This window comes from Streptomyces sp. Q2 (genome assembly GCF_056820935.1).
In genome coordinates, this window is record NZ_JBXEJE010000011.1 from 162,128 (window position 1) to 176,128 (window position 14,001).

The window sequence follows — 14,001 nt, forward strand, 5'->3', positions numbered from 1 at the left end:
AGGCGTCCCCCTGGATCCGGTCACCGTGCGCCGATCGGTGGCATCGAGGCCGGTGCACAGTGGGCGTGGCACTCCGCTACCAGCGTGCCCTGCGGCTCAAGTCGGCGTGGGAGGCGGAGGGAGGGCGCATTGGAGGACGTGAGGCTCACATCGACCGGCGCCCTGCCATACGTGTGCCCCGCGGGCGCCGTCCGCATTCGTTCGTTCGGCCGGCGCCGGACGCATCAGCCCTGATCAGAGGCGTTCCTGCGCGCGTCGTACACCTCCCGCGCCTTCAGCACCTCCGTCATCCGCTCCTCGGTCCACATCGCCAGCCCCCGCACCTGCTCTGCCGCCTCGCGGCCGAGGCCAGTGAGGGAGTAGTCGACTCTCGGGGGGATGACCGGCTTGGCGTCGCGGTGGACGAGGCCGTCGCGTTCCAGCGTCTGGAGGGTCTGGGTGAGCATCTTCTCGCTGACGCGGCCGATGGCCCGGCGCAGTTCGCTGAAGCGGTGGGGGCGGTCGAGGAGTGCGATCAGGACCAGCACGCCCCAGCGGCTGGTGACGTGTTCCAGGATCAGGCGGTGCGGGCACATCGCCTCGCCGGCCACCAGAGGTGCGCTCGTCACCAGAGGCGCACTCGCCGGCAGAGGTGCGCTCGCCGGCAGAGGTGCGCTTACCGCCTCGTCACTTACTGTCATGCCCGTACCTTACTTCAAGGTGGGTACTTTCGCAGAGTTAGCGCACCCCCTATGGTTAGTGGCGGAACCGCACCCCACAAGGAGATCCAGATCATGAGCATCGTTGTCACCGGAGCCACCGGAAACCTTGGCCGCCACGTCGTGGAGCAGTTGCTGGAGAAGGTTCCGGCCGAGCAGATCACCGCCGTCGTCCGCAGCGCGGACAAGGCCGCCGACTTCGCGGCCCGCGGGGTGAAGATCGCGCTCGCCGACTACAACGACCCCGCCTCCTTCGACAGTCTGTTCTCCGCCGGCGACAAGGTGCTGCTGATCTCCGGCAACGAGTTCGACAAGGGCCGGGTCGGCCAGCACAAGGTCGTCCTCGACGCCGCCAAGCAGGCCGGGGTGGCACTGCTCGCCTACACCAGCGCCCCCGGCCCCCTGAGCGCCGCGCTGGCCGACGACCACCGGGGCACCGAGGAGGCCGTGATCGCCTCCGGCGTGCCGTACACGCTGCTGCGCAACGGCTGGTACCACGAGAACTACACCGAGCAGCTCGCCCCGGTGCTGGAGCACAACGCCGTCGTGGCCGCCGCCGGCGAGGGCCGGGTCTCCTCCGCCTCGCGCGCCGACTACGCGGCCGCCGCGGTCGCCGTACTGACCGGCGAGGGGCACGAGAACAAGACGTACGAGCTGGGCGGCGACGAGGCGTGGAGCTTCGCCGAGTACGCGGCCGAGCTGAGCCGGCAGACCGGCAAGGAGATCGCCTACTCCCCCGTCTCCACCGACGCCCTCGTCGGCATCCTGACCGGTGCCGGGCTGCCGGGGCCGTTCGCCGAGACCCTGGCCGGCGTGGACGCGTCGATCGCGAAGGGCGAGCTGGTCGTCTCCAGCGGCGACCTGTCCCGCCTGGCCGGGCGCCCGACCACCCCGCTCGCCGAGGCGATCGCCACCGCGCTCAAGGGCTGACCCGAACCGGCGCAGACGTACCGGCACAGACGAACCGGCACAGACGTACCGCACCCCGCCTGTCATGACCGTATGCCGATACGGGCATGACAGGCGGGGGTGCACGGCGTTACCTTCTTGCAGGCGAGCAGTACGTGAGAAGGAGGGACCCGTGCGCGGGAAGCCGAGGGGCGAGCGGCACATAGGACTGCTGAACGGCTTCGCCGCTTACGGGATGTGGGGGCTGGTTCCCCTTTTCTGGCCGCTGCTGAAGCCCGCCGGAGCCGTCGAGATCCTCGCCCACCGGATGGTGTGGTCCCTGCTCTTCGTGGCCGTCGCGCTCGTCGTCATCCGGCGCTGGGCCTGGGCCGGTGAGCTGCTGCGCCAGCCACGCAGGCTGGCGCTGATCACCGTGGCCGCGGCCGTCATCACCGTGAACTGGGGCGTCTACATCTGGGCCGTGAACTCCGGTCACGTCGTCGAGGCCTCGCTCGGCTACTTCATCAACCCCCTGGTCACCATCGCCATGGGCGTCCTGCTCCTGAAGGAGCGGCTGCGGCCCGTGCAGTGGACGGCGGTCGGCGTCTGTCTCGCCGCCGTCCTGGTGCTCACCGTGGGCTACGGCCGACCGCCGTGGATCTCCCTCACCCTCGCCTTCTCCTTCGCCACGTACGGCCTGGTGAAGAAGAAGGTCAATCTCAGCGGCGTCGAGTCGCTGGCCGCGGAGACCGCGATCCAGTTCCTGCCCGCGCTCGGCTATCTGCTGTGGCTGGGCGGACAGGGAGATGCCACCTTCACCACCGAGGGCGCCGGCCACGCCGCCCTCCTCGCCGCGACCGGCATCGTCACCGCACTCCCCCTCGTCTGCTTCGGCGCGGCCGCGATCCGCGTGCCCCTGTCGACGCTGGGGCTGCTGCAGTACCTGGCTCCGGTCTTCCAGTTCCTGCTCGGCATCCTCTACTTCCACGAGGCCATGCCGCCCGAGCGCTGGGCCGGGTTCGCGCTGGTCTGGCTGGCGCTGACGCTGCTCACCTGGGACGCCCTGCGAGGCGCCCGCCGCTCCGCCCGCACGCTCAGGGCCGAGATGAACAAGCCCAGCGCCACCATCCCGACGGGCACGGTGAGTGCCACCCGGAAGGCCGAGAGCGTCGCCTCGGGCCCCGACCCGGTGGACGCCAAGCCGTAGACGGCCGTCACCGCCGAGATCCCGATCGCCGAGCCGAACTGCGTGGCGGTGTGCAGCAGCCCGCTCGCCAGCCCCTGTTCGGACGCGTCGACCCCGTCCGTCGCCGCAATCGCCAGCGGCCCGTACGCCAACGCGAAGGCCGTGCCCGCGATGATCAGCGTCGGGAACATCGCGGCGTACGACCAGTCCATGCCGACCGGCAGGAACAGCCCGTAGGCGACGACCGCCAGCACGAAGCCGCCGACGATCACCCGGGCGTTGCCGAACCGGGCGACCAGCTTCGGGGTGAGGGTCGGGGCCAGCACCGCGTCGCATCCCATGACCACCAGGGCGATCGCCGTCTGGAGCGAGGACCAGCCGCGCAGTTCCTGCAAGTACAGCGTCACCACGAACTGGAAGCCGAAGAAGGCCCCGACGAACAGCAGCGCGCCCAGGTCCGCGCGCACCACCGAGCCCGTCCGCAGGATGCCGAGCCGGACCAGCGGGTCGGCCGCGCGCCGCTCGGCGGCGACGAAGACACCGGCCAGGAGCAGCGCCCCGAGGGCCGCCGCCACGGTCGACCGCCAGCCGTCCACACCGTGTTCCAGGCGTACGACGGTGTATGCGGCCAGCAGCATGGCGCCGGCGGCGGTGATCGCGCCCGGGAGGTCGAAGCCGCGGCGCTTGCCGAGAGGGGCGTCCTGCGCCGGAACCAGCCGTACGGCCGCGATCAGCAGCGCGCCCGCCAGCAGCACCGGCGCGAAGAACACCCACCGCCAGCCGAGTTGGGTGAGCAGCCCGCCGACGACGAGGCCCAGGGAGAAGCCGCCGGCCGCGGTGCCGGCGAACACCAGCAGCGCCTTGTCGCGCCGCGGGCCCTCCTCGTACGACGTGGTGATCAGGGACATGGCGGCCGGCGTCATGAACGCGGCCGACACTCCGGTCACGAACCGGGCGACGACCAGCATCCAGCCCTCGGTGGCGAAGCCGCCGAGTCCCGAGAAGAGCAGGAAGACGGTCAGCCAGGTCAGGAACATCCGGCGGCGGCCGAGCAGGTCCGCCGCCCGGCCGCCGAGCAGGGTGAAACCGGCGTACCCGAGGACGTAAGCGCTCATCACCCAGGCCGCGGTGCCGGTCGTCAGGCCGAGGTCGGATCTGATCGACGGGATCGCGACCGCCATCATCGCGACGTCGATGCCCTCCAGGAAGATCGTTCCGCAGAGGACGAGTAACAGCGCCCACGCGCGCGTGCCCATGGCAGTACTCCACATGTAGGGATGGTTACGGGAGTGAGGGTCGGTTCCCTCTTGTAACCGACTTCAGCCTGCGGCAGCATCGACAGACATGGAAGAAGGCACTTCGAAGTCACCGAGTAACTGCGCGGGCACCGTGGACTACGGGGAGGCCGATCCCTTCCAGTGGGACACCCGGGAGGACTGCCAGGTACGGCAGATCCTCGACCGGGTGGCCGACAAATGGTCGCTCCTGGTCATCGCGCTGCTGGAGAACCGGCGGCTCAGGTTCACCGAGCTGCGCCGGGAGATCGACGGGATCAGCCAGCGGATGCTGACCGTGACGCTGCGCTCGCTGGAGCGGGACGGGCTGGTCAAGCGGACGGTGCATCCGGTGGTGCCACCGCGCGTCGACTACGAGTTGACCCCTCTGGGCGGGACCCTGCACGCCACGATCCAGTCCCTGGTGAAGTGGACCGAGGCACACCAGGAGGAGATCGCGGTGGCGCGGGCCGCGTACGACGTGCGGGAAACGGAGGCCGCTTCCCTTCGATGACGCGGCGGGCGGGCCGGAACGGCTCGTTGTCGGACCCGGCCGCTATAACTGGTGGGCATGACGCAGACACCCTCCCCCATGCACTGGAAGCTCGTCATCGACGCCGCCGATCCGCAGGCGCAGGCCGACTTCTGGGCGGCCGCGCTGCACTACCAGGCCGAGGACAACAACGCGCTCATCCAGCGGTTGCTGGAGATCGGCGCCTTGCCGCGCGAGGCCACCGTCGAGTACCACGGCCGCCTCGCCTTCCGGGACCTGGTCGCCGTACGGCACCCGGACGACCCGTACGAGGAGGACAGCGGGACCGGGCTCGGGCGGCGGCTGCTGTTCCAGCGGGTGCCGGAGGCGAAGACGGTCAAGAACCGGATCCATCTCGACCTGCATCCCGGCCAGGGGCGGCGCGCGGCGGAGGTCGAGCGGCTGACGGGGCTCGGGGCGAGTGTGCTGCGGGAGGTGAAGGAGCCGGGGGGCGATTGGGTGGTGATGGCGGATCCGGAGGGCAACGAGTTCTGCGTGCAATGAGCGGCTGTCTCTGAGCGGCCGCTTCGCGCAGCTGCGTTGACCAGCTGCGCTCAGCGGCGGTGTCTCCGCACCGGCGTCTCTCCACACCGGCGTCTCTCCACACCGGCGTCTCTGTGCACCGGCGTCTCTCTACACCGGCATCGCTGTACTGGCGCTCCGCTATACGAACAGCACTGACCGGATTGCGCTCTTGACGGAGCGTCAGACTCAGCTTCACCATCGGGCACCCCATTCGCTGTGGAATCCCTGTGATTCCCAAGGAATTCGGAGCCCCCCACATGAAGCTCTCGGTTCCCGGACGCGTCACGGCCACCGCCGTCGTCGCGGCCGTCTCCCTCCTGGCCGGCGGATCCATAGCCGGCGCGGCCCCCGCGTCCGAGCCCGCGGTGGCCGCCGCCCCCGACATCCCCGTGGCCAACGTCAAGGCGCACCTGACGCAGTTGCAGTCCATCGCCACCGCCAACGGCGGCAACCGGGCGCACGGCCGCGCCGGTTACAAGGCCTCGCTCGACCATGTGAAGGCCAAGCTCGACGCCGCCGGATACACCACGGCCATCCAGCAGTTCACCGCCTCCGGCCGCGTCGGCTACAACCTGATCGCCGACTGGCCCGGCGGCGACGCCAACCAGGTCCTGATGGCCGGCTCGCACCTCGACAGCGTCTCGTCCGGCGCGGGCATCAACGACAACGGGTCCGGCTCGGCGGCCGTGCTGGAGACCGCGCTCGCGGTGGCACGGGCGGACTACCGGCCCACCAAGCATCTGCGGTTCGCGTGGTGGGGCGCGGAGGAGCTGGGCCTGGTCGGCTCCCGCTACTACGTCAACAACCTCTCCACCGCCAACCGCGCCCGGATCAGCGGCTATCTGAACTTCGACATGATCGGCTCGCCGAACCCCGGCTACTTCGTCTACGACGACGATCCGGCCATCGAGAAGACCTTCAAGGACTACTTCGCCGGGCTCGGCGTCCCGACGGAGATCGAGACCGAGGGCGACGGCCGCTCCGACCACGCGCCCTTCAAGAGCGCGGGCGTCCCGGTCGGGGGCCTGTTCACCGGCGCGAGCAACACCAAGTCGGCGGCGCAGGCGGCGAAGTGGGGCGGTACGGCGGGGCAGGCGTTCGACCGCTGCTACCACTCGTCCTGCGACACGACCGCCAACATCAACGACACGGCCCTGAACCGGAACAGCGACGCGCTCGCGTACGCGGTGTGGGAGCTGTCGGCGTAGGGCCCGGCGCCTCGGGGCGCCTCAACGGGCGTTCTCGGCACGCTCGGTGAGACGGCCCATGCGGGCCCGGGCCTTGTCCAACTGCTCGATGTCGTCGGCCGCTGGACCGTCCTCGGCCGTCAGCTCGGCCCACAGGCCGATCAGCGCGTGTCCCAGCTCCAGGCCCACCAGGGGATCGCGTACGGCACGCCAGGCGGTGAACGCGCTCTGGACGTTGCCGTACGCGGCCTCCGCGTCCCGCGTGTGGTGGCGGACGTGGGCGAGATCGAGGGACAGCTGGAAGGAACGGACCGGGTCGCCCGCCAAGTAGGCGATGTAGGCGGCCAGTTCGCGCAGGCGCAGCACCTCGGGGTGCTCCGGCCCCAGCGTCCCCGACGCCTCGGCCAGCGTCCGGTCCGCCAGCTCCACCGCCGTGTCGGTCCGCCCCGACTTCACGGCCTCGTTGATCCGCGCCAACGGCTCGGCGAGCAGCGGGGGCGAGGTGCCGTCGCCGGGGGCGGTGATCGGATCGTCCCCGAGCACGGCTTCGGCGACGGCGTCGAAGCCGCGGGGCGGGGTGGGCTTGGGGTCGGGTTCGGGTTCACGACCGAGGTCGGGGAGCAAGGGGGTGACGGACGGGGAAGGCCGTACGGGAGGGGCGGAGGGGGGAGGTTCCACGGGGCTCACGGTGTCCGGCCTCGCGTCCATCACCGGTGGCGGCCCGAACTCGCCGGTGGGCGGGACGACCGTGCCCGGGGCGTGACCGGTGGGCGGATCCGGGAGTGCGCGGAGGGGGAAGGTGGGCGGGGAGTGGCCGGCGGGTGGGGAGTACCCGGTCGACGGCGGTGCAACGGCGGGCGACGACCCTTCGGCGGGATGCAACTCATCGGCCGCATACGCCTCTCCGGCAGCGAAGGACGACCCACTGGCCGAGGAAGACTCCCCGGCCGGATACGACTCGTCGGCCGGATACGACCCACCGGCCGAGGGCGCCCCCTCAGCCGGGGTGGATCCACCGGCATGGGGCAGCTCCCCGGTCGGAGACGTTCCACCGGCGTGGGGCGCCTCCCCGGCCGCCGGCGGAAACGCGGTGGCCGTGCCTACTCGCGGCTCAGGCTCGGCAGCCGCGCCCGGAGGAAAGCCAGGGCCCGCCGCGTCGCCCGGCTCCGCCTCCGGAACCGCCCGCATCCGGAACGTGGGGACCGCGTCCCGCACGGGCTCGTCGACCGGCCGTAGAAGGTGGGTGGGCAGATCATGCCGGGGCTGCTGCCCCTCCGCAGGCACCCCGGGCCGGCCCGAGTCCCCCGCCCCCGATGCCGGAGTCCCCGTGCCCGTCCCCGTCCCTCTGGAGTCGACCCCCGCGGCAGATCCCCGCTCCACCGGCGGAGCCAGCGGCGTCGGGTCCTCGGTGAAGCGGCTCGCGCCGTCCGGGTCGACCTGGAGGGGGACGACGTAGCCGATGCGCTCGTCGCGGATCGTGGCGAGGACGGCGTGGCCGGTGTCGGCGGCGAGGTGGTGGAGGTGGGTGAGGACGGCCTGCTGGACCTCCTCGCCGGGGGCCGCGACGATCCGTATGGCACCGATCCACGCCGCGCCCGCGCCCGGGCCGGACGCCGGGACGTGGACGTCGATCGGTGCCGCCGCCGGGGCGGCCGGGGACACGGCGCGCTGCTGGTCCCGCTTCTTGTCGCGGCTGAGTCGAGCCATCGGTTCCCTCACTCGGATGCGTCGGGGAGTCGCCGGGCGACGCGTTCGGATTCCATGGTGCTCCCTCCCGCCGCCGGTCTTCCGCACCCTCAGCGCAAGATCCGGTGGTACACGTACTGTCGAGTCTCTCCGCTCGCTCACGGTTCTCACGTCACCGCGACGTCACAGACTCGTTCCAGGAACTCATGCCTCGTCAGGACACGTTCAGGATGCCGTGCGTGTCGCCGGGTAGCAGGGGGGTGTCGGGGTTGACGAGGGAGGTCGCGGGCATGCGGACGGACGCGGGGACGGGAGTGCGGACGGAGAAGCGGCAAGGGCCCGAGATCTGGCTCCGCGGGCCGGTGGCCGCACGGCGGGACGGGCCGCCGGAGCCCGCCCACGCCTGCGCCACGCCCCCGCGCCACGCCTGCTCCTTCGTCGGAGTGCACGGCGGGGCGGGCACCTCCACGCTCGCCATCGTCTACGGCGGCCACGACTGCGGACGCGACTGGCCGGGCCCCGCCGACCCGAGGTCGGTCCTGCTCGTCGCCCGGACGCACGCGGCCGGACTGAGCGCCGCCCTGCGCACCGTGGACCTCTTCCGGCGCGGCGGGACTCCGCCCGGTCTCGGCCTCGACGCCGTCGTCCTGGTCGCCGACGCGCCCGGCCGGCTGCCGCGCCCCCTCGCCCAGCGGATCAAGGTGATCGAGTCGGCGATCGACGTACACCGCGTGCCCTGGGTGTCCGACTGGCGTCTTGGCGATCTGAGCGGGGCCGTGCCGCGCGGGACCGAGGCACTGGCCCGCCTCACGGGGGCGGCGGACCGGTCCCGCTGACGGGTGGACGGAGTGCGGTGCCGACAATCGCCGTATGACAGCCGCCAATCGCCGTACGACAGGCGCCGGGTCCGCGAGCCGTTCCTTCCCCTCCGACTTCGCCGCGCTCTCCGCCGAGGAGACCGCGGTCGCCGTACGGTCGCGTGCGCTGCGGGCGGTCGACGTGGTCGCGGCGGCCCTGGAGCGCATCGGTCGGCTGGACCCGGAGTTGTGCGCGTTCGTCGAGGTGTGGGGCGAGGAGGCGTTGCTGCGGGCGGAGGAGGTGGACGGGCGGGTCTCGGCGGGTGAGAGGCTGCCGTTGGCCGGGGTGCCGATCGGGGTGAAGGGCCAAGGCGGGCTGCGTACGGCGGCTCCGCTACTGGCGGCCGGGTGTGTGGCGGTGGGTGCCACGGCCGTACCGGGTCCCGGAACTCCCTGGCAGACCTGGGGACTTGGCGCCCATGGCCGTACGGTCAATCCCTGGCGGCCCGACCGTACGCCGGGTGGCTCCTCGGCCGGATCGGCCGCCGCGGTGGCGGCCGGGCTGGTGCCGCTCGCGACCGGGAGCGACGGGGCGGGGTCGGTGCGGATCCCGGCGGCGTGGTGCGGTGTGCTGGGGCTGAAGGTCACGAACGGACGGCTGCCGACGGCCGACCGTACGGGGCTCACGGCGCCCGGTGTGCTGACCCGGTGCGCCTCGGACGCGGCGGCGTACTGGCGGGTGGTCGCGGGAGACGCTCCGGCTGCGGGCGGCCGAGCGACTCCCACCGCCGTCTGGTCCGCGGACCTCGGCTTCGCCGTCCCCGACCCGGACATCGCGGCGGTCGCCCACGCCGCGGCCGTACGCCTCACGGAAACCGGCACCCTACGGCTCGTCCGACCGTCCGCGCCCTTCCGCCTCGAAGACCCGGCTCCGGCCTGGCTCGCCCTCCGGTCCCCCGGCACGGACCCCGCCTCCGCGCAGCGCATCCGTGCGGAGAACGATCGCCGTCTGGCCGCCCTGTTCCTGGACGCGGAGTTGCTGCTGACCCCGACGACGCCCAACCCGCCGCACGGCCACGAAGGCCCCGGCGACCGCTACTCGACCGCCCTGACCTGGGCGTTCAACCTGAGCGGGCACCCGGCGGTCAGCATCCCGGCGGGCTTCGGCGACGACGGGTGCCCGATCGGGCTCCAGATCGTGGCACCGCACGGGCGGGAAGACCTGCTGCTCCGGACGGCCGACCACATTGCCCGACCACTTCGCCCGTCCACATCCCCCTACTGATTGCGTGTGCATATAATGCAGGCGCATGATGTTGTCGCACGCCGACCACTGGGGGATCCCATGACCCGCCGCTTCCTGTTCGTCCTGGGCAGCAGCCGCACCGAGAGCAACACGGAGATGCTGGCCCGCAGGGCCGCCGAGCAACTCCCCACCGACGCCGAACAGCAGTGGATCAGCCTCGCCGGGCATCCGCTGCCCGACTTCGTGGACCTGCGCCACGACAGCGACCACACCCGCCCGACGGAGGGCAACGCCGCACTGCTGCTCGACGCGACCCTCGCGGCGACGGACATCGTGATCGCGTCCCCGCTGTACTGGTACGCGGTCTCCGCCCCCGTCAAGCACTACCTGGACCACTGGGCGGGCTGGCTGCGCACCCCGGGCGTGGACTTCAAGGCCACGCTGGCCGGGCGCACGCTGTGGGGCGTCACCGCGCTCGCGCACGAGGAGGGGGAGGTCGCCGACCCGCTGGTCGGCACGCTCAACAACTCGGCCGCGTACCTGGGGATGCGCTTCGGCGGGGTGCTGCTCGGCAACGGCAGCAAGCCCGGTGACGTACTCAAGGACACCGAGGCGCTGACCCGCGCCAAGACGTTCTTCGCGAGGGAGGCGCCGCTCGCGCGCTTCCCGTACGAGACCGCGTAAGGGCCCGGGCCACGAGGCGGAGAGACGGCTACGAGCCGATGTCCTTCGTCGTGAACCGCGCCCACGCCGCCGAACCGAACACCGCCGCGTACAGGGCCTGCAGGCCGAGGTTCTTCACCAGGTCGTCCCAGTAGACGGGCTCGCGCATGAGGTCGGCGAAGGACAGCCAGTAGTGGGAGAAGAAGTACGGCTGGATCGCGTGCAGTTGGGGGATCTGGTCCAGGATCTGGATGGTGATCAGCAGGCCGACCGTGGTCGCCATCGCCGCGATGCCGCTGCTGGTGAGGGTCGACACGAACAGGCCCAGGGCCGCCATGCCCACCAGGGACGCGGCGACGGCCAGGGCCATCAGCAGGGCCCTGCCCAGACCCTCGGCGAAGCTGATCTGCGTGCCGGAGATGGTCGTCAGGTCACCCAAGGGGAAGAGCAGCGCCCCGACCGTCAGGGCCGAGACCGCGACCACCAGGGTGGCGAGCAGACAGAAGGCCAGCACGGTCGCGTACTTGGTGAGCAGCAGGCGGGTGCGGCCGGCGGGGGCGACCAGGAGGTAGCGGAGGGTGCCCGTGCCCGCCTCGCCGGCGATCGAGTCACCGGCGATGACGCCGATGGCCATCGGCAGGAAGAACGGGAGCGTCGCGGCGAGCGCGGTGAAGACCAGGAACAGACCGTTGTTGGTGATCTGCGAGATGAACGCCGGGCCCCCGCCGCCGCCTCCGCCGCCGGGCCCCGATCCGTCCCCGGTCTCGATCTTCACGGCGACCCCGACCAGGACCGGCACGGCCGCCAGCACGCCCAGCAGGGCGAGGGTGCGCCAGCGCCGGAAGGTGGTCCACAGCTCGTTGCGGAGGAACCCGAAGGTCCACAGCACACTCGGCGTACGTACCGCTTCAGCCTGCGACATCGAAGCCCTCTCCGGTCAGCGCCACGAACGCGTCCTCCAGTGAGGCCCGTTCGACGCCGAAGCCGCGGACGCGGACGCCCGCCGTCACCAACGCGGCGTTCACGTCGGCCAGGTCGCGGTCCTGGGGCGGCTCGGCGCTCACCCGGTCGTCGACGATGACCACGTCGGCCGCGCCCTGCTCCTTCAGGGTCCGGGCCGCGTCCGCCGGGTCGGGGGTCGTCACGACCAGCCGGCCGCGCGTGCCCGCCGCCAGGTCGGCCACCGGGCCCTGGGTGATCAGGCGGCCCTGGGCCATCACCGCCGCGTGCGTGCAGACCTGCTCGATCTCGTCGAGGAGGTGGGAGGAGAGGAAGACCGTCGTGCCGTCCGAGGCCAGCTCCCGGATCAGGGAACGGATCTCGCGCATGCCCTGCGGGTCGAGCCCGTTGGTCGGCTCGTCCAGGACGAGGAGCCTGCGCGGCTGGAGCAGTGCGGCGGCGAGGCCCAGCCGCTGCTTCATGCCGAGCGAGTACGCCTTCGCCTTCTTGCCGGCCGCCGCCGCGAGGCCGACCCGGTCCAGCGCCGCCGCGACGCGGGTGCGCCGGGTGCGCGGGTCGGCGGTCGGGTCGGCGGCGTCGTAGCGCAGCAGGTTGTCGCGGCCGGAGAGGAAGCCGTACAGGGCGGGGCCCTCGATGAGCGCGCCCACGTGCGGGAGCACCGCGCGCGTCGCGCGCGGCATGGGCCGGCCCAGCACGTGGGCCGAGCCGGAGGTGGGCTCGATGAGGCCCATCAGCATGCGGATGGTGGTGGTCTTGCCGGAGCCGTTCGGACCGAGGAAGCCGAAGACGCTGCCCGCCGGGACGGTCAGATCGAGACCGTCGACGGCGAGTTGCCCTCCTCGGTAGCGCTTGGTGAGCGCGCGGGTGACGATCACGCCGTCACCCGCGCGCCGCTGCTCCGGTTCCGGCTCCGGCTCCGGCTCCGAGGCCGGCGTTTCGCTCATGGCTGCCTTACTACCCGGCGTTGGCGGCCTTCACCAGGGCGTCCTTGGTGACCGCACCGACGTAGACCTTGCCGTCGTCGGTGATCAGCGCGTTGACCAGGCGGGTCGAGAAGACCGTGCCCGAGCCGAACTTGCCGGTCACCTTGTCGCCGAGCGAGCCGAGGAAGCCGCCGAGGTCGCCGCCGGCGTCGGCGCCGGAGGGCATGCCCTCGCCGCCGCTGTCGAAGGTGGCGACGGAGTTCCAGCCCTCGCCGATGACCTTGAGGCCGTCGAGGCCCTTGCCGAGGTCCTTGTCCAGGTCCTTGCCGAGGTCCTCCTCGGACTTCCGGGTCGCCTTGTCGTGCGTGCCGTGCCCGCCGCCCTCGATGGCATCGCCCTCGGTGACCTTCGCGCCCTTGGGCGGCGTGAAGTCGAACGTGGACGCGGCCGGCTTGGCGAAGCTGACCTGGGTGAAGCCGGCGTCGATGACGGCGGCGCCGCCGCTCGCCGGGGTCAGCGTGAACTTGAGCGGCAGCCCGGTCTTCGCGTCCACGGCCACGGTGATCTGGCCGACCGTGGACCCGGAGCCCTTGGGCTTGACCACGAGCCGGTAGGCGTCGCGGCCCGCGACCTGCGCGGTGCCGTCGACGGTCACGGAGGTGGTGTCGTCGACCGCCTTCAGGGCCTCCTCGGTGAGGTCCTTGGGCGTGGCGGGGACGTCCTTCTCCTTCTCGGCCGCCGCGCTGTCGGACGCGGTGGCGTGGTAGACCTCGTTGGACTTGCTGTCGTAGCCCCAGACGTCCTTGCCGTCGTGGATCACGCTGTACTCGGAGCCGCTCTCCAGCAGAGACAGCTTCTGCCGGTCGGGGCCGTCGGCCGCGACCCGCAGGGTGTGCGTGCCGGACGCGAGCTCGGTGAGCTTGGTGGACGGGTCGGCGGAGGAACCGCCGTCGTCCGAGCCCATGGCGCCGGAGGTCAGGCTGCTCTCCAGACCGCCGAGGTCGGGCAGCCCGAGATCCGTGCTGATCTTCACCGTGCCGGACAGCTGCTGCACGTCCGAAGCGGCGATCTTCTCTATGAGTGCCTGTGCGCTGATCTTCGGCAGGTCGGGGTCGCCGGAGTCGGCGAGCGCCGGGACGAGCCCGATGGTCGCCGCCGCCACCCCCACCACCGCGACCGGGACGACGTACCGTGCGGCCTTGCGGCGCCCCGCGGGCCGGTCGTCGGCCTCCGCGGCGGTCGTGCTGTCGTCGGTTTCGTACGGTGCCATGTGTGCCTTACCTCCGTCGTCGGCGGCGGCTGCCCAACTCCCCTATGTCCACCCCGTAGCCGCCATTCTCACCCGAATCGGTGAGGAGTGGTGTTTTCCCTGGTGTCCATCTGACCAAATCGGCCGGGAGGAAGCGTCAGACCCCGGACTCAACTCCGCGTACACC

Annotated in this window: 13 protein-coding genes and 1 pseudogene; 8 read left to right on the top strand and 6 right to left on the bottom strand. The window is 71.8% G+C overall.

Annotation, left to right across the window (positions count from 1 at the left end):
• Positions 1-224: 224 nt before the first annotated feature.
• On the bottom strand, positions 225-575 hold the full coding sequence (locus ACWBNA_RS14485; protein ID WP_482704784.1) for a winged helix-turn-helix transcriptional regulator: 351 nt from the start codon (positions 573-575) through the stop codon (positions 225-227).
• A 198-nt stretch (positions 576-773) separates the two neighbouring features.
• Here ACWBNA_RS14485 and ACWBNA_RS14490 point away from each other — a divergent pair, with 198 nt between their 5' ends.
• Both ACWBNA_RS14490 and rarD read left to right on the top strand, forming a co-directional pair.
• Complete coding sequence (locus ACWBNA_RS14490; RefSeq protein WP_482704731.1) at positions 774-1,628, top strand: SDR family oxidoreductase; 855 nt, start codon at positions 774-776, stop codon at positions 1,626-1,628.
• A 214-nt stretch (positions 1,629-1,842) separates the two neighbouring features.
• Complete coding sequence (rarD, locus tag ACWBNA_RS14495) at positions 1,843-2,793, top strand: EamA family transporter RarD (RefSeq protein ID WP_482704785.1); 951 nt, start codon at positions 1,843-1,845, stop codon at positions 2,791-2,793.
• 80 nt (positions 2,794-2,873) lie between these two features.
• On the opposite strand, the pseudogene ACWBNA_RS14500 reads toward rarD, so the two are convergent.
• A pseudogene (locus tag ACWBNA_RS14500) lies at positions 2,874-4,043 on the bottom strand (MFS transporter); the annotation flags it as partial.
• A 73-nt stretch (positions 4,044-4,116) separates the two neighbouring features.
• On the opposite strand from ACWBNA_RS14500, the gene ACWBNA_RS14505 reads away from it, so the two are divergent.
• The 3 genes from ACWBNA_RS14505 to ACWBNA_RS14515 all read left to right on the top strand — a co-directional run bounded on the left by ACWBNA_RS14505 (position 4,117) and on the right by ACWBNA_RS14515 (position 6,311).
• Entirely contained in the window at positions 4,117-4,560 is a 444-nt protein-coding gene (locus ACWBNA_RS14505; RefSeq protein WP_482704732.1) for a winged helix-turn-helix transcriptional regulator, read from the top strand.
• Positions 4,561-4,617: 57 nt separating this feature from the next.
• On the top strand, positions 4,618-5,082 hold the full coding sequence (locus tag ACWBNA_RS14510; protein WP_482704733.1) for a VOC family protein: 465 nt from the start codon (positions 4,618-4,620) through the stop codon (positions 5,080-5,082).
• A 278-nt stretch (positions 5,083-5,360) separates the two neighbouring features.
• Positions 5,361-6,311 (top strand): M28 family metallopeptidase, encoded by a 951-nt coding sequence (locus ACWBNA_RS14515; protein ID WP_482704734.1) that lies wholly within the window; start codon positions 5,361-5,363, stop codon positions 6,309-6,311.
• A gap of 21 nt (positions 6,312-6,332) precedes the next feature.
• On the opposite strand, the gene ACWBNA_RS14520 is transcribed toward ACWBNA_RS14515, so the two are convergent.
• Positions 6,333-7,997 (bottom strand): tetratricopeptide repeat protein, encoded by a 1,665-nt coding sequence (locus tag ACWBNA_RS14520; protein ID WP_482704735.1) that lies wholly within the window; start codon positions 7,995-7,997, stop codon positions 6,333-6,335.
• Positions 7,998-8,266: 269 nt separating this feature from the next.
• Between ACWBNA_RS14520 and ACWBNA_RS14525 the strand changes: the two genes are divergently transcribed.
• The 3 genes from ACWBNA_RS14525 to ACWBNA_RS14535 are packed head-to-tail and all read left to right on the top strand — an operon-like array spanning position 8,267 to position 10,703.
• Positions 8,267-8,812 carry a DUF6668 family protein gene (locus ACWBNA_RS14525; protein WP_482704736.1) on the top strand — a complete coding sequence of 182 codons (546 nt, stop codon included), beginning with the start codon at positions 8,267-8,269 and terminating at the stop codon, positions 8,810-8,812.
• Between the two features lie 34 nt (positions 8,813-8,846).
• On the top strand, positions 8,847-10,058 hold the full coding sequence (locus tag ACWBNA_RS14530) for an amidase (protein ID WP_482704737.1): 1,212 nt from the start codon (positions 8,847-8,849) through the stop codon (positions 10,056-10,058).
• A gap of 60 nt (positions 10,059-10,118) precedes the next feature.
• Positions 10,119-10,703: a flavodoxin family protein gene (locus tag ACWBNA_RS14535; protein WP_482704738.1), complete on the top strand. Its 585-nt coding sequence runs from the start codon at positions 10,119-10,121 to the stop codon at positions 10,701-10,703.
• A gap of 28 nt (positions 10,704-10,731) precedes the next feature.
• Here ACWBNA_RS14535 and ACWBNA_RS14540 read toward each other — a convergent pair whose 3' ends face one another.
• Genes ACWBNA_RS14540 through ACWBNA_RS14550 form a run of 3 tightly spaced genes read right to left on the bottom strand, consistent with a single transcriptional unit; the run spans position 10,732 to position 13,835 of the window.
• Positions 10,732-11,604 (bottom strand): ABC transporter permease, encoded by an 873-nt coding sequence (locus tag ACWBNA_RS14540; protein WP_482704739.1) that lies wholly within the window; start codon positions 11,602-11,604, stop codon positions 10,732-10,734.
• Positions 11,591-12,586: an ABC transporter ATP-binding protein gene (locus tag ACWBNA_RS14545; RefSeq protein WP_482704740.1), complete on the bottom strand. Its 996-nt coding sequence runs from the start codon at positions 12,584-12,586 to the stop codon at positions 11,591-11,593. Before ACWBNA_RS14545 ends, ACWBNA_RS14540 begins: the two co-directional genes overlap by 14 nt.
• Positions 12,587-12,596: 10 nt before the next feature.
• Positions 12,597-13,835: a LolA family protein gene (locus ACWBNA_RS14550; protein ID WP_482704741.1), complete on the bottom strand. Its 1,239-nt coding sequence runs from the start codon at positions 13,833-13,835 to the stop codon at positions 12,597-12,599.
• Positions 13,836-14,001 lie beyond the last annotated feature (166 nt).

What these genes read in the sequence shown, in the direction of transcription:
- ACWBNA_RS14525 (WP_482704736.1), top strand. Translation starts at nt 8,267, where the DNA reads ATGCGGACGGACGCGGGGACGGGAGTGCGGACGGAGAAGCGGCAAGGG.
- ACWBNA_RS14510 (WP_482704733.1), top strand. Translation starts at nt 4,618, where the DNA reads ATGACGCAGACACCCTCCCCCATGCACTGGAAGCTCGTCATCGACGCC.
- ACWBNA_RS14550 (WP_482704741.1), bottom strand. Translation starts at nt 13,835, where the DNA reads ATGGCACCGTACGAAACCGACGACAGCACGACCGCCGCGGAGGCCGAC.
- rarD (WP_482704785.1), top strand. Translation starts at nt 1,843, where the DNA reads ATGTGGGGGCTGGTTCCCCTTTTCTGGCCGCTGCTGAAGCCCGCCGGA.
- ACWBNA_RS14490 (WP_482704731.1), top strand. Translation starts at nt 774, where the DNA reads ATGAGCATCGTTGTCACCGGAGCCACCGGAAACCTTGGCCGCCACGTC.
- ACWBNA_RS14485 (WP_482704784.1), bottom strand. Translation starts at nt 575, where the DNA reads ATGTGCCCGCACCGCCTGATCCTGGAACACGTCACCAGCCGCTGGGGC.
- ACWBNA_RS14530 (WP_482704737.1), top strand. Translation starts at nt 8,847, where the DNA reads ATGACAGCCGCCAATCGCCGTACGACAGGCGCCGGGTCCGCGAGCCGT.
- ACWBNA_RS14505 (WP_482704732.1), top strand. Translation starts at nt 4,117, where the DNA reads ATGGAAGAAGGCACTTCGAAGTCACCGAGTAACTGCGCGGGCACCGTG.
- ACWBNA_RS14520 (WP_482704735.1), bottom strand. Translation starts at nt 7,997, where the DNA reads ATGGCTCGACTCAGCCGCGACAAGAAGCGGGACCAGCAGCGCGCCGTG.
- ACWBNA_RS14515 (WP_482704734.1), top strand. Translation starts at nt 5,361, where the DNA reads ATGAAGCTCTCGGTTCCCGGACGCGTCACGGCCACCGCCGTCGTCGCG.
- ACWBNA_RS14545 (WP_482704740.1), bottom strand. Translation starts at nt 12,586, where the DNA reads ATGAGCGAAACGCCGGCCTCGGAGCCGGAGCCGGAGCCGGAACCGGAG.
- ACWBNA_RS14535 (WP_482704738.1), top strand. Translation starts at nt 10,119, where the DNA reads ATGACCCGCCGCTTCCTGTTCGTCCTGGGCAGCAGCCGCACCGAGAGC.
- ACWBNA_RS14540 (WP_482704739.1), bottom strand. Translation starts at nt 11,604, where the DNA reads ATGTCGCAGGCTGAAGCGGTACGTACGCCGAGTGTGCTGTGGACCTTC.